Source organism: Paenibacillus harenae (assembly GCF_030812415.1).
GTDB classification, from domain to species: Bacteria; Bacillota; Bacilli; order Paenibacillales; family Paenibacillaceae; genus Pristimantibacillus; species Pristimantibacillus harenae_A.
Map to the genome: position 1 here is coordinate 595,078 of NZ_JAUSST010000004.1, position 14,730 is coordinate 609,807.

Consider the following 14,730-nt stretch of genomic DNA (forward strand, 5'->3'; position numbering starts at 1 on the left):
TTTGTTTACCCGAGCGGCAGCAGCACGCGGAATTGCGAGCCGACGCCCGGCTCGCTCGATACGTCGATCGAGCCGTTATGAGCCTCGACGAGCGACTTCGTAATCGCAAGTCCGAGGCCGGCGCCGCCGCTCTTGCGCGTACGTGACGATTCGTTGCGGTAGAATCGCTCGAACAGGTGCGGAATATGCTCGGCAGCGATGCCGGTGCCGTTATCTGTAACATTAAGCAGCGCCTTATTGCCGCTTACGCCTAGGGTGAGTGTAATGCTGCCACTCTCGGGGCCGGTATGCTGGACGGCATTCAGGAACAGGTTCAGTACGACCTGCTTGAGCTTGTCGGCATGAAAGTGACCTGTGACCTCTGCAGTCAGTTCAATCTGCACGCTTCGGTTGCCGGCAAGCAGATGAAGCTGCGGCTCCATCTCGCGAAGAACCTCATCGAGCCGTACGGGCGAGAGGACGAGCTCGGGTGCTTGATCGAGCTTCGCGAGCGTGAGCAGATCAGCCACGAGCTTATTGATCCGCTGCGATTCGAGCCCCATGCTTGCAAGCGCGCGGTTCAACTGCTCGGGGTTGGCTGCCGCGCCGCGCTGCAGCACCTCGATGAAGCCGTGGATCGAGGTAAGCGGCGTGCGCAGCTCGTGGGATGCGTCGGCAATGAAACGCCGCATCCGTTCCGTCGTTCGACGTTCGGCCTCAAACGACGACTCCAGCCTCGCGAGCATGCCGTTAAACGCTTCGGACAGCCGGTCGATCTCCAACTGTCCCTGCTGCACAGGCAGACGGATGTTCAGATTGCCGGCATCCGTATCCGAGGCCGCTCGTACCACTCGCGACAACGGCGTCAATGTCTTGCGAAGGAGCGGCAAATAGAGCGATAATCCGGCTGCCAGTGCCAGAACGGCAAGCGAAATGAAGATCGCAAGCTGCGTCAGCAGCAGCTTCTGGAGCGAGGCTGTCTCCGCTCCTCCCTGAATAAGGCCAGCCATCCTTTTAGACGATCCAACCAGTCTGAATACGACAAGCTGCTCATGGCCGCTGTCATCGCTCACGATCCGGTAGCTAATCGAATCGCTATTAACGAGTTCTGCCATAATATCAGTATATTGCTGCTTGGACAGTTGCGGCGATGCAAGCTCGCTATCCTCGGTTAAGTCTTCCACGTCTCCGTCGTTGTCGACAAAAGCGAACGACATGCCCGGCTGATAGAAAACCGGCGCTTGAGGCCGTTGCCTGGGCGAATCATTTCGCAAAACATTCCCTTTGCCGTCCCTGTTATCCTGCTTGCTGACGCTAGCGCCGAACCAATCCATTGGCATAGACATGAGCTGGGCATTGATCGTGTTTGCTTTATTTTCATAGACAAAATCCTTCATCAGCACATACTGCAAGACGCCGATCAACAGCAACAGCGCCGCCAGCAACAGAAGCGTTCTGCTTAATAGCTGGTAACGAAGGGATTTTGGGGCAACAATACGCCGTATTCGGCGCATCCACGGCTGCTTCATGGCAGGTCCAATCGGTAGCCAGCCCCGCGCAGCGTGCGAATAAGCCGGTGTTCCTTGTCGCCGAGCTTGTCTCTAAGCGAACGGATGTAAACCTCGACGATATTCTCTTCGCCGCCGAAGTCGTAGCCCCATACTTTGTCCAAAATAAGCGATTTGCTCAGCACGACGCCATTGTTCATGACGATATACGTAAGCAGCTCGTATTCCGTAGGCGATAATTCGAGCACGTTGTCTCTATAAATAAGCTCCTTGCGGCGGTCGTCGATCCGGAACGGACCGTAAGCGACTTCGCTCAGCAAATTCGGAAATTGGTTGCGAAGCCTTGCCCCTGTTCGGGCGAGCAGCTCGCTGAAGCTGAATGGCTTCACCAAGTAATCGTCGGCGCCGAGCGTCAGCCCCTTCACGCGATCCTCGACCTCATCCTTGGCCGTAAGCATAATAACGGCTACTTGATTGCCCGACCGCTTGATCGCGTCGCATACCTCGAAGCCGTTCATGCCGGGCATCATGACGTCCAAAATGACAATATGCGGCTGATTCTCCCGGTATTGCGCAAGCGCGCTTTCACCATCGGCCGCGGTGTATATTTCAAACCCCTCGTTTATGAGCCCGAGCTCCAAAAACTCCAGTATATGAGGCTCGTCATCTACGAGCAGCAGTCGAATTCCTTTCCTGTTCGTTGCAGGCATCGTTCATTTCCCCTCTCAGCACCTAACCTCATTATCGGATGTGGAGCCGTATTGCACCATTTCGGCGCGGGTTCAGCAAACTTTAAGCGTCGCTCTCCCGTTATAAGCGTGTTCCGCTCGGACGGTTATGCGCGAATTGAGCGGGTGTGCAGCCCGTCGTTTTTTTGAACAATTTATGAAAATAAGAGACGTCGTTGTAGCCCAAATATGCCGCGACCTCGCTTACGGTAAGCAACGATTCGTTCAGCATATAGATCGCCGTGCGGATGCGCACCGCATGGACGTATTCGCTGATCGTCTGGCCGGTCATTTTGCTGAAAAGGGTAGCGGCGTAGTTAGGCGTTACGCGGATGCAGGCGCCTAGCTGCTCCTTTGTTATTTTCTCGCGATAGTGTTCGCCGATGTAGCTCTTCATGCGCTCGACATTGGCCTGGGCGCCTAGCGAATAGGCGCTTTGCTCGAGTTCCCTGCTCCACAAGACGAGCAGTTCGGTCACCTTAGCTTGGCCTCTCATCGAGGCGTAAGGCAGTCCTTCCTCCCACTCCGTATAGGCCGCCTTGAGCAAATCGAGGATAAGCTCGTAATAGCCTATCTTGGATTTCAGCCACCGTCTGCTAGTCAGAATAGGAAGCTTCGTTTCCTCGCCTACGAGCGTGTCGAATCGGACGGCATATTTTTCGTGGAAGACGGTCGGGATTGTTTTGCCGTAGTAACGGGTTCGGGCAGGCAGGAGAAGCAGCTCGCCCTTCTCGACAATAACCTTCTCGTCTTCGATCCAATAGACGCATTTGCCATAGGTGACGAGCACAAGGGAAAACGAATCCTCCATGCCGTTATTTTCCTCATACCAGTCCATGCCTTGGTCCCGACGTACGGTCTTAAGCTCCAGCATCGGCACGTAAACCTTCTTTCGAATAAAGTACTATATTACATGTAGTGTACTATAGTTTATTTCAAAGGAATACCTATCCTTTTATAATTAATGAAAAAACTAACGTGTTCTTGAAAGGATAGACAGATGAGAAAAACGAAAATTGTATGCACAATGGGACCATCCTGCCAATCCGGCGAAGTGATGAAAGAAATGATCAAAGCGGGCATGAATGTTGCGCGCCTCAATATGGCGCATGGCGAGCTTGAGGATCACAGTCAACGAATTAAAACGATTCGCGCGGCAGCGGAGGAAACAGGCAGCGTCGTATCCGTGATGATGGATATCAAAGGACCTGAGGTTCGTATCGGCAAGCTGCAAGGCGACTCTTACGAGCTCGTCAAAGGCAATATGCTGACGCTGACCACGGAAGAGATTTTGGGAACGGCTGAGCGTATCTCGGTTAACTACTCGGAACTGCCTTTAGTCGTAAGCATTGGCGGCAAAATCCTCCTCGATGACGGCTTGATCGAACTCGAGATCGCATCGGTGGAAGGAACGGAAATCGTCTGCACGATCATTAACGGCGGCGTCATTAAGCCAAGAAAAGGCGTGAACCTGCCAGGCGTTCACACGACGCTTCCAGGCGTAACGGAACGCGACATCGTGCACATTAATTTCGGCATCGAGCAAGGCGTCGATATGATCGCCGCTTCATTCGTTCGCAAAGCCGAGGATATCTATGAAATCAAAAAAATTCTGGAAGAGTCGAACGCAAGCCACATTCAGGTGCTCTCGAAAATCGAGAACGAAGAGGGCGTCATCAACCTCGACGCGATTATCGAAGCATCCGACGGCATTATGGTTGCCCGCGGCGACCTCGGCGTAGAAATTCCTGTCGAAGACGTGCCGCTTATCCAGCGCGAAATGATCGAAAAGAGCAATCGCGCAGGCAAGCCGGTAATCGTCGCGACGCAAATGCTCGATTCCATGCAGGTGAATCCGCGTCCTACGCGCGCTGAAGTAAGCGACGTGGCAAGTGCCGTATTGCAAGGAACGGACGCGATCATGCTGTCTGGCGAGACGGCTGCCGGCAAATATCCGATTGAATCGGTGCTTAAGATGGCGTCGATCGCAGAGCGCGCCGAAAGTATTTTCGACTATGCCAGCCACTTCCAGAAGCAAGCCGAGCGCCAAGCGACATCGATTACCGAGGTGATCTCGCAAGCGGCTGTCAGCTCCTCCCGCGAGCTTGGGGCGAAAGCGATCATCGCGCCTACGGAGAGCGGCTTCACGGCCCGCATGGTGTCGAAGTATCGTCCTGAAGCGCCTATTATGGCCATTGCGACTGATGAGAAAACACTGCATAAACTTTCGCTTGTATGGGGCGTTATTCCGGTGAAGGGCGACCGTCCGGCTTCTACGGACGAACTGTTCCAGTCGTCGTTAGCGAAGGGTCGCCAAGGCGGATTGCTTGAATCGGGCGATTATGCGGTGATTGCAGCTGGCGTGCCGATCGGCAAAACGGGCGCAACGAACTTAATCAAGATCGTACAAGCGGACTAATTTAAATATAGAGTTAAGGAAAACGGGAAGGCAGATGCCTCCCGTTTTTTTCTTTTTATAACATAGCGATTGTTCGTCTATTGGTCAGTAGCAATTTTGTTTTTTAAAAATAGTTATCCATCAATGCAAGCATTTTGAATTATTGGGGATAGTAATTTGGGGATCACGAGAATAAACCTTACACAAAGGAAGGTGTCTAGTTGGATGCAACATCATAAGGAAGCGGCCCGTCCGCGCAAAAAAGGTACAAGTCTCGGCCGGATCGTAGGTAAATGCTTGGGGGCGGCGCTTCTGGCGGTCGCATTGACGTTCAGCATGCCGCATACGGGTCTTGCGGTTGGCAAAAACGCGCAAGGACCGGAAGTATACGTCATCCAAGGGATGCTGAAGTCTTTGGGCAGCTACAGCGGCAAAATTAATGGCTACTATAATGCAGACACGGTTCGAGGCGTTAAGTATTTTCAGAAGAAGCACGGCTTGCCTATAACGGGCTCGGTTGACGCTACGACGCTAGACTCGATCATGTATTCGTATACGGCGTTGAAATCGCCGAGCAAGGCAAAGGGCAAATCGCAGAGCAAGGCGAATTCGATCGGCAACGGCAGCGGCGTAGGCGGCGGAGCTGGTGGCGGCGCAGGTGGCGGTGCAGGCGGCGGAGCTGGTGATGGCGCAGGCGGCGGAGCTGGTAATGGCGCAGGCGGCGGAGCTGGTGGCGGAGCTGGTGGCGGTGCAGGCGGCGGAGCTGGTAATGGCGCAGGCGGCGGAGCTGGTAATGGCGCAGGCGGCGGAGCCGGTAATGGCGCAGGCGGCGGAGCCGGTAATGGCGCAGGCGGCGGAGCTGGTAATGGCGCAGGCGCCGGAGCCGGTAATGGCGCAGGCGGCGGAGCTGGTAATGGCGCAGGCGCCGGTGCTGGTAATGGCGCAGGCGGCGGAGCTGGTGGCGGCGCAGGCGGCGGAGCTGGCAATGGCGCAGGCGGCGGAGCTGGTGGCGGCGCAGGCAACGGAGCTGGCAGTGGTACAGGCGGAGGCAAAGGCGGTATCGGCGGCGGTCAAGGTATCGAGAAACGGCCTGCTCCTGGCGGCGAAAACAGACCAATGCCAAAACAACGTCCGGAGAACAACCGTCCTCATGGCGGAACCGGCAACGGTAGTGGCACTGGTTCCGGTGCGGGCCAAAGCGGCAACGGCAATGGAGCAGGATCCGGTGCCGGACAAGGCGGCAATGGCAACAACATTGCACCGAACCGAGTGCAAGAGAACGCACCTGCACCGGGTGCGAGATAATAACCATTAAGACCAAGGCTGTTCTGCCGAATGAAAGTTCGTGCGGAACAGCCTTTTATTTATTTTTTACCGATATTGGCTCTTCGCGCGACCAATGGCAATGCTTCCCGTAAAGTATTACAATGGAATGAGATGAAACGGCCTCGCAGTCCTAGATAAAGGACTAGGGGTTTCGTGAAAAATATAGGCGTGAGTAGAGAAGTGAAACTTATACTTTCCTATATTTAAAATAACTTCTGGAGTGAAGCTTGCATGAAATCGGGAACGCGGGTAACAAAGTTGAGCGTGAACAAATGGGCGGGTATGCTGCTGACTGGCGCTTTTGTCGGCATGCTGGCCGCTTTTCCTTTTCAGCATACGTTCGTGGGCGGATTTCTCTTCGCCATGTCCAGCGCGGCGGCGATCGGCGGACTGGCGGACTGGTTTGCCGTTACCGCGCTGTTCGGGCAGCCGCTTCGCGTGAAGTGGCCCGATTGGATGGGGACGAACATTATTTCGCGGAATCGGGAGCGGCTCATTAACGAGCTTGTCCATATGGTGCAGACAGAGCTGCTATCAATCCCGAACATACGAGCAAGATTGGATGAGCATAATATCGGCGCTGTATTGCTGAACTACTTGACGGAGCATCATGGAGAGAAGGCCGTTAACGACATCCTCCAAAGGCTGGCCGGCGATGTATTGGCCAAAGCCGATCTGAAGGATTTGGCAAGCGTCGTTCAGAACTACTTGCTCGATCACGCCGATGCCGTTCAAGTGTCGGAGATTATAGCGGATGTTGGAGAATGGACGCTTCGCAACCGCTATGACGACCGAATCGTGGAGTTTTTTGCGGCGGAACTGGTTAAGCTTGTTAGATCTCCCTCGTTCCGGTTGATTGCAGAGCGGCTGATCGATTCGGCTCTCCAATCGTACGAGAAAGGGATGTCGCGCCGGAAGTGGGTCAATTCGGCAGCAGGCTTGAGCGCGCCGGCGATCAGCGCCAAGCTTCAGAGCTGGCTGACGGGCTATTTGGAAGAGATGTCGGATGCCGATAATCCGCACCGGATCCAATTGAAGCAGATGATTGAACAATATGTGCACCGTCTTCGTACGGATCAACATTTGCGCGATCGGATCGAAGCAGGCAAGATGAAGCTGGTGGACAGCTTGAAGGGCCATATTCACGTCGATGCCTATATATCGGAAAATCTCGAGTCGTTCAGGCAAGCTGCCGCATCAGGCACAACTGGCGTAAGCGGCGCTTTCCCGTGGATCACGAACAAGCTGCGGCAAACTGTCGACCATATGGAGAATAAGCCGGAGATGCTGGACCGTATTGATCAGACGATTAAGACGAAGCTGTATGCCATTATTGAACAGAAACATGATTACATCGGCAAGCTGGTCAAGGATAAACTCGGCACCTATTCGGAGGAAGAACTCATAAAGCAGGTCAAGGAGCATGCAGGACGTGATTTGCAATATGTCCGGATCAACGGCACGCTTGTCGGCGCTTTTATCGGTGCGGTACTGTATTTGTTGACCTACGTAGTCGAACGGGTTACATCATCGCTTGGGGGGTAGGATACAATGACCATGAGGAAGTGGGCGAATGGGAGTCTCGTATTGTTGTCCGTTCTGTTCATTGCAGCGTTATGCTGCGTCGTTGCTTACCCTGAGTCGTGGTGGGCGCGCATGCTGCTGTACACGTTCGAGGCAGGTCTCGTTGGCGCTTTGGCAGACTTGTTCGCGGTGACCGTGCTGTTCCGGCATCCGTTTGGCATGAAGAAATTTCCGCATACGGCGATCATACCGAGGAATCGCGATAAGCTGGTGGACAGCGTTGTTCGCATGGTTGAAGAGCAACTGCTTAGCAAGGAGTCGCTCAAGGACAAAATAAAGCAATTCCACATCGTTGAGGCGTTGGTCGGATGGGTAGATCGCAGGCCAGACGGTTTCGTATCGGAACAAGGATGGGGCATTATTGCAACGCTACTGTCCAAGATCGACTTGGAAGGCGTATCGGTTATGCTGGACGAGCAGGCGCGCAAAGGACTGCGGAAGGCGAACGTCTCCCCATATGCCGGAACGGCGCTCAAGTGGGTGCTTGAGAAGGGCGATCTCCAAGGCTGGATCGGGCAGATCGTCGATTTCGCGGCACAGCGGATAGCGGTCGAAGAGACAAAGCGGGCCATCAGGAATATGATGCATAAAGAGAAGGACAAGTTCGAGAATACGGGCGGCACCGTGTCGAAATGGTTCAAGAGAATGGCCGTCATCGTCGCGGAATCGACAGACTCTCTCAATATAGACGATGCGGCGGAAGCGATGTACCGCGATATGCTGACTTTCATCGAGCAGCTTCGCAGTCCAGAGCATGAGCTTCGCGTTCTGGTATCGGATATGGTGCATAAGCTGGCTGAGGATCTTCAGCATAGCCAGGATCTGTCCGACACCGTAAACAGCTGGAAGAACGATGTGCTGGATAAGATTTCACTTCTACCGTCCATTCAATCGCTGCTCGGCTCTTTCAAGCAAATGCTGACCGAGGATGCGGAACTGAAATATATCGTGTTGGATCAACGCTCCGTCAATCATGAAGATATTAAGCGATGGGTCGGCGAGTTCGTTCAGGGCTATTGGGACTGGTTCAAGAGCAGCCAATCTTCGATGGATTGGCTGGAGGGCTACGTTCAGCAGTTCGTAGGCAAGCTGATCGAGACACAGCATGCTTTAGTCGGGATTATCGTGCGCAGGACGCTTGAGGATTACACCGAGGAGAAGCTCGTTACGTTCATCGAGAGCAAGGTGGAGATCGATCTGCAGCGAATCAGGCTCAATGGCGCGCTTATCGGCTCATTGGTGGGAGCGGGACTATTCGTTTTCCTTCACGGCGTATATCGTCCGTTATTGGATTGGTTGGCGTGAGGGGATAAGCTTTTCAGTGTTTGCATTAACTTCGCTCTAGAACGGCTCGATTGGAGCCTTCCGAAACCAAGTTAATGCCGATATCCAACATAGACTCGATATGCCCCCTACATCGGCAAAAGTTAATGCAATTATCCAATATAGCCGATCGTCACGACGGCAACCACGCACCGCAACGAACATGGGGACAACGTTTAAGCTCGTCTTGCTTATTAGCAGACGAGCTTTTTTGTTGTTAAGCGTTGAGCTTGGATTGGCGATATTCGGTAGGGGTAATCCCTTTGTATTCGCGGAATAGACGGCCGAACACGTTGTACGAGCTGAAGCCGACTTCGAGCGCGATATCGAGAATGCTCATGTCGGTTGCGCTGAGCAAGGCGCAGGCATGGCGAATTCGGATTTTGTGAAGCAAATGGAGAAAGTTGATGCCTGCATGCTTCTTGATATCGACGCTAAGTCTGGATGGAGGAATGCGGAAGTGCTCGGACAAGCCGGATAACGACAGATCTTCGCGGTAGTGATAGTGAATGTATTCGATAACGGGCCAGATCGAGCCGTTGCCCGCAAGGTAAGCCCGCTCCTGCGAGTCCGTGCCTTGCCGCGACACCCGAATCCGCTGGAACAGCATTAGGATTTCATGAAGCTTCAAGGCGAGCAGCTCGTTGCGGAAGTGATGGGTCTGGTTGTATTCGTTATAAAGGCTCAGCATCAGCTTCTCGAACTGCACCAATTCGTCGTTCTCCAGATGCAAGAACGGCTGTTGATTTTCCGTTAGCAGCGATTGCAAGTACGGGGAGCCGGTCTTAACCGATGAGACGAGCAGCTCCATGGCGAACATGCAGTTGAACAGCCGGATCGGAGCCTGGGAATACGTAACGATGTCATGAACCTGATAGGGGAGCAAAAAGGTGAAGGTGCCTCGCCTCATCGGATGACGGATGCCGTTGATCGTTTCATGGCCTTCGCCCTCGATCACGAGCGAGCATTCCAGAAAGTCATGACGATGCGCGGGGAAGGAGTGGCGGACCTCGTTGATAGACACATAGAAGGGGAAATCCGCAGCAATCATTTCATAATCGGATAAGTCTTTGTTCATCGGAAAAATCGTCATGATGAACCCTCCTAAAATTCGAGTAAAAATTAGTGTGTTGACAACAATTTTTGCACCATTCACGGTGTGATTATACCATAAACTGTGTTTGTAAGCGCTAAACATTTTGCAGAACATCAAGGAGGATTTATCCATGTCATTACCGCCAATCGGCTTGATCGGAGAGCTAGCATCAAGCCCGGTCATCCTGCGTCACCCGAACAATCCCATTCTCACGAGAGAGGATGTTCCTTACAATCCCGCGCTCGTATTCAACGCAGGCGTAACCAAATTCCAGGGCCAATACGTCATGGTGTTCCGTAACGATTACGGTCAACCGGACAAGCAAACGCTCTCCCACTACGGAACGACGAACCTCGGCCTGGCGTTCAGCCGCGACGGCACCCGATGGGATGTGAGACCCGATCCGATCTTCGATCTAAGGGACGAGGAGATCATACGTACTTACGATCCGAGGTTAACCGTCATCGATGGGCGTTGCTACATGTGCTTCGCGGTCGATACGCTGCACGGCATACGCGGCGGCATCGCGGTGACCGACGATTTCGAGCATTTCGAAGTGCTGAGCATGAGCGCGCCGGATAACCGGAACATGGTGTTGTTCCCCGAGAAGATCGGCGGCCGCTATGTAAGACTGGAGAGACCGTTCACGATCTACAGCCGCGAAGGCAAGGAACGGTTCGACATCTGGATCTCGGATTCGGCCGATTTGAAGGATTGGGGCAATTCCGACCTGCTGCTCCCCGTCGAACGGGTGCCGTTCGCGAATACGAAGCTTGGACCGGCAGCGCCGCCGATCAAGACGAAGAAGGGCTGGCTGACGACGTTCCATGCGGTCGACATCGACCCGTCCCGCGGCAAGAACGGCTGGGAGGATAGTTGGAAGAAGCGGTATTCGGCAGGACTTATGCTGCTTGACCTCGATAATCCGAAGAAAATCGTCGGGCTGTACGAAGAGCCGCTGATCGCGCCGGATGCTTCTTACGAGAAGGACGGGGGATTCCGTAATCACGTCGTTTTCCCGGGCGGCATGATCCTGGAAGATTCGGGCGAGGTGAAGATCTACTACGGGGCGGGAGACACGTACGAATGCTTGGCAAGCGCGCATGTGGACGATCTGCTCAGCCTGGTCCTGAAATAGTTATTTCGCTTAAAGGATGGAGGTGTGCAATTTGTTTGCGACAAGCATGAAGAAGTCATTCCGTTATTTGAACAAAAAGAAATATTTGTACCTGCTGCTGATGCCCGGCATTATTTATTTTCTCGTCTTCAACTATGTGCCGATGTACGGGGTCATTATCGCTTTCAAAGATTTCAACTTTGCCAAGGGCATTTGGAACAGCGCTTGGATCGGCTTCGAGAACTTCCGGTACATGTTCGGGCTGAGCGATTTCTATACCGTTTTTTGGAACTCGCTGTATTTAAGTTTCCTGAAGCTGGCCATCGGATTCCCGTTTCCGATCCTTCTAGCTTTATTCCTGAACGAAATGAGAAACCGGACTTATCAGAAAATAACGCAAACGATCATTTATCTTCCGCACTTCATCTCCTGGGTCGTCATCGGCGGCATCTTGGTCAACTTCCTGTCGCCATCCTGGGGCGTGCTCAATCTGTTTCTGAAGCAGCTCGGAATCGAGCCGATCTTCTTCCTAGCCGACAATGACTACTTCCGCCCGCTCGTCGTGCTCAGCAGCGTTTGGAAGGACTCCGGCTGGGAAAGCATCATCTACCTGGCCGCGATCGTCTCCATCAATTCGGAATTGTACGAGGCGGCAGGCATCGACGGCGCCAGCCGTCTGCAGAGACTATGGTACGTGACCATACCTAGCATCAAATCGACGATCATCATTTTGCTTATACTTCGGCTTGGCCACATCATGAACAACGGCTTCGAGCAAATATTCGTGCTTCAGAATCCGATGAATCTAGGCGTCTCCGAAGTGTTCGAAACGTACGCGTACCGGGTAGGCATACTCGGCGGAAGGTTCTCCTTCGGCGCCACGGTCGGCTTGTTCACCTCCGTCATCGGCCTGATCTTCCTGCTCGCCAGCAACAGGATTGCGAAGTTTATGAAGGAAGACGGGATATGGTGATGCGGACATCCGTTGCCTGCGGCATATCGACAGGAGGTAATATCTCATGAATATCAGATCCAGAGGGGATAAGCTGTTCGACATCGTCAATTACACATGCCTCACGTTGTTCGCGCTTGCCTGTCTCTTTCCTTTCTTTTATGTAGCCGCTTTCTCGGTTACGCCTTATAACGAATATTTGGCCAATCCGCTAAAGCTGATCCCTAATAAGCTGGAGTTCAGCGCGTATACCCAAATTTTCAAGATGGATCAGCTGTGGACCGGATATCGCAATACGATCATCATTACGGTGCTCGGCGTGTGCATCAACATTTTCCTTATGATCATTACGGCCTATCCGCTCTCGAAGCGGGACTTGAAGGGCCGGAGCTTCGCGCTCGTTCTCATTACGTTCACGATGTTTTTCAACGGCGGTCTAATTCCGAACTTCTACTTGATCAAATCGCTTGACATGTATAACACGCTGTGGAGCCTTGTGCTGCCAAACGCGCTCGGTGCCTATAACCTGCTGCTGATGAAAAACTTTATCGGCAACATTCCGCCAAGCCTGGAAGAGTCAGCCTCCATTGACGGCGCGAACGAGCTGCGGATCTTGTTCCGCATCATCGTGCCGCTGTCGAAGCCGGCCATCGCCACATTCGTTATTTTTCATGCGGTAACGCAATGGAACACGTTCTTCAACGCCATCATCTATACGTCCAAGAGAGACCTGTGGCCGCTGATGCTCATCGTCAGGGACATGGTCGTCGACAGCGGCGGCGTCGCCAAGGACGTGATGGACGCGGGAACGTCCGGCGTAACCGAGTTTACGATCAAGATGGCGATCATTATTTTCTCCACGCTGCCGATCATTCTGGTGTACCCGTTCATGCAGAAGTACTTCATGAAGGGCATACTCGTCGGTTCTATTAAAGGGTAAAAGCGGGCGTTTTTCCGATTCTACCGGTTAAATCTGCGGTTAGCGCCGCGGTTTAATATAATACGATGACTAAAGGGGAGAAGGACATGGTTACAAAAAAGCACCGTACCGCTAAAACGCTCATTTCCTTGTTGATTCTGGCTATGGCGTTGGCAGCCTGCAGCTCGGGCGACAACGGCGGCAATTCGAATGAAGGCAGCACGAACGCGCCGAAATCGTCCAATGAAGCAAGTGAGCAGCCAGCGGATGATAAGCCGGTTACGATCAAAATGTTCAACAGGGTTAACGCGGAGATCGTTCTCAAAGATAACCCGGTTATAGCCGAGGTCGAGAAAATCGCGAACGTGAAGCTGGAAATCGAAGCGCCGCCGATCAACAACTACGTCGACAAGCTGCAGGTGCTGATGGCGTCCGGCGATCTTCCAGACGTGATCTACAACTGGGGTACAGCGGGCAACGGCGCCGACGCGAATATGGAGAAATGGGCGCAGAACGGCTTGCTCGAGCCGCTCGACGACAAAATCGCGAATTATCCGAACTTGATGAAAAACATTTCGCCGGACATGTGGAACGCGGTCAAATCGGTTAACGACGGCAAAACGTACATCATTCCGAGAACGAATGCCGTCAACCACTGGGGCTACATGATCAACCGGCAATGGCTCGATAAAGTGAGTCTGCAAGCGCCGACGACGCTCGACGAGCTGACCAGCGTGTGCAAGGCGTTCACGGAACAGGATCCGGACGGCAACGGCCAGAAGGACACCTATTGCCTAAGTTTCTCCGGACCGGACCTCGGCCGCAATACGATTTGGAATGCATCGAACTTCCTGACTGCAGCCTTCGGTCTTCCGGTGGTGGACGGCGTGAAGGACGCAGACGGAACGTACAAGATCAGAGAGAAAATGTCGGGTTACCTTCCTTACTTGACGTACTTGAAGAAGCTGAACGACGAGAAGCTGATCGATCCCGAATTCCTGATCAACAAAATTTACGTCGACCAAGAGAAGCTGAACCAGAACCGAATAGGCATCATTTATGCGCATCAAAGCACCGTTCTCGGCAACATTAGCAAAGACCCTGAATCCGACAAAAAGTATACGTACCATGGCGTATTGAAGGATGCGAACGGCGTTGCCGCCGACTGGGTTACGCCTGCGATGTGGGGCGGCTGGATGATCCCGAAAGGATCGAAAAACGTCGATGACGTTCTCGCTTTTCTGGATTGGGGCAATACAGCCGAAGCGAACGCGCTGTTCCAATTGGGCGTGAAGGGCGTTACGTATGACAGCTATGATCCGGCTACGAAAGCGATAACGCGTACCGACGAGCAAACGACTTTGCTGTCGACGCTTACGAGCAGCTATATGACACCGGCCAATGCGATCAACGGGGAAGGCGCATCGATCGTCAACGCAACGACGCCGGAACGCATTAATCTGTACAAAACGCAGCTGGACGCGGCACTCGGCCAAATGACTGTCGTGAACGTGCCTGCCGTCAGAGCGCCGAAAATCGCGAACTTGAACAGCACGATTCCGGATCTCGTAAAGGAGAAGGACGATAACGAAATTAAGTTTATTACGGGCGCAATCAACGAGCAACAGTTCAAGGAGTTCCTGGAGAAGGAATGGTACCCGGCTACAGCGGATGCCGAAGCGGAATACGTGACCTTCATGACCTCGCTCGGCGAGTAAGGCTAGGCTGCAGAAACAACATCTAAAAACAACGGCTTCATACCCGCAAATTACAGCGAAGACTCTCATCAATGGGAACCCA

The 14,730-nt window shown here is 53.3% G+C and carries 12 protein-coding genes; 8 read left to right on the top strand and 4 right to left on the bottom strand.

Translation table 11 applies throughout. From position 1 onward, the window contains the following. Window positions 1-5: 5 nt before the first annotated feature. The 3 genes from J2T14_RS17590 to J2T14_RS17600 form a co-directional block, all read right to left on the bottom strand. Window positions 6-1,493, bottom strand: a complete 1,488-nt coding sequence (locus J2T14_RS17590; RefSeq protein WP_307472770.1) for a sensor histidine kinase — start codon at window positions 1,491-1,493, stop codon at window positions 6-8. An 11-nt stretch (window positions 1,494-1,504) separates the two neighbouring features. Further along, window positions 1,505-2,197, bottom strand: a complete 693-nt coding sequence (locus J2T14_RS17595; protein WP_307472772.1) for a response regulator transcription factor — start codon at window positions 2,195-2,197, stop codon at window positions 1,505-1,507. A gap of 100 nt (window positions 2,198-2,297) precedes the next feature. Continuing rightward, window positions 2,298-3,089 (bottom strand): AraC family transcriptional regulator, encoded by a 792-nt coding sequence (locus J2T14_RS17600; RefSeq protein WP_307472774.1) that lies wholly within the window; start codon window positions 3,087-3,089, stop codon window positions 2,298-2,300. 126 nt (window positions 3,090-3,215) lie between these two features. Between J2T14_RS17600 and pyk the strand changes: the two genes are divergently transcribed. From pyk to J2T14_RS17620, 4 genes are all read left to right on the top strand, one after another. After that, window positions 3,216-4,634: a pyruvate kinase gene (gene pyk / locus J2T14_RS17605; RefSeq protein WP_307200031.1), complete on the top strand. Its 1,419-nt coding sequence runs from the start codon at window positions 3,216-3,218 to the stop codon at window positions 4,632-4,634. Between the two features lie 204 nt (window positions 4,635-4,838). Then, window positions 4,839-5,918 carry a peptidoglycan-binding domain-containing protein gene (locus J2T14_RS17610; protein WP_307472777.1) on the top strand — a complete coding sequence of 360 codons (1,080 nt, stop codon included), beginning with the start codon at window positions 4,839-4,841 and terminating at the stop codon, window positions 5,916-5,918. 252 nt (window positions 5,919-6,170) lie between these two features. Beyond that, window positions 6,171-7,484 (top strand): DUF445 domain-containing protein, encoded by a 1,314-nt coding sequence (locus J2T14_RS17615; protein WP_307472779.1) that lies wholly within the window; start codon window positions 6,171-6,173, stop codon window positions 7,482-7,484. 6 nt (window positions 7,485-7,490) lie between these two features. Continuing rightward, complete coding sequence (locus J2T14_RS17620; RefSeq protein ID WP_307472780.1) at window positions 7,491-8,828, top strand: DUF445 domain-containing protein; 1,338 nt, start codon at window positions 7,491-7,493, stop codon at window positions 8,826-8,828. A 235-nt stretch (window positions 8,829-9,063) separates the two neighbouring features. Here the strand turns inward: J2T14_RS17620 and J2T14_RS17625 are convergent, their stop codons facing one another. Then, the gene (locus tag J2T14_RS17625) at window positions 9,064-9,939 is read right to left on the bottom strand and encodes an AraC family transcriptional regulator (protein ID WP_307472782.1); all 876 of its coding nucleotides are present in this window, start codon (window positions 9,937-9,939) and stop codon (window positions 9,064-9,066) included. Window positions 9,940-10,072: 133 nt separating this feature from the next. Between J2T14_RS17625 and J2T14_RS17630 the strand changes: the two genes are divergently transcribed. From J2T14_RS17630 to J2T14_RS17645, 4 genes are all read left to right on the top strand, one after another. Next, the gene (locus J2T14_RS17630) at window positions 10,073-11,080 is read left to right on the top strand and encodes a glycoside hydrolase family 130 protein (RefSeq protein ID WP_307472784.1); all 1,008 of its coding nucleotides are present in this window, start codon (window positions 10,073-10,075) and stop codon (window positions 11,078-11,080) included. Window positions 11,081-11,111: 31 nt separating this feature from the next. Then, window positions 11,112-12,032, top strand: a complete 921-nt coding sequence (locus J2T14_RS17635; protein ID WP_307472786.1) for an ABC transporter permease — start codon at window positions 11,112-11,114, stop codon at window positions 12,030-12,032. 46 nt (window positions 12,033-12,078) lie between these two features. Beyond that, complete coding sequence (locus J2T14_RS17640) at window positions 12,079-12,951, top strand: carbohydrate ABC transporter permease (protein ID WP_307472788.1); 873 nt, start codon at window positions 12,079-12,081, stop codon at window positions 12,949-12,951. 86 nt (window positions 12,952-13,037) lie between these two features. Continuing rightward, window positions 13,038-14,648: an extracellular solute-binding protein gene (locus J2T14_RS17645; protein ID WP_307472790.1), complete on the top strand. Its 1,611-nt coding sequence runs from the start codon at window positions 13,038-13,040 to the stop codon at window positions 14,646-14,648. The last annotated feature ends 82 nt before the right edge of the window (window positions 14,649-14,730 follow it).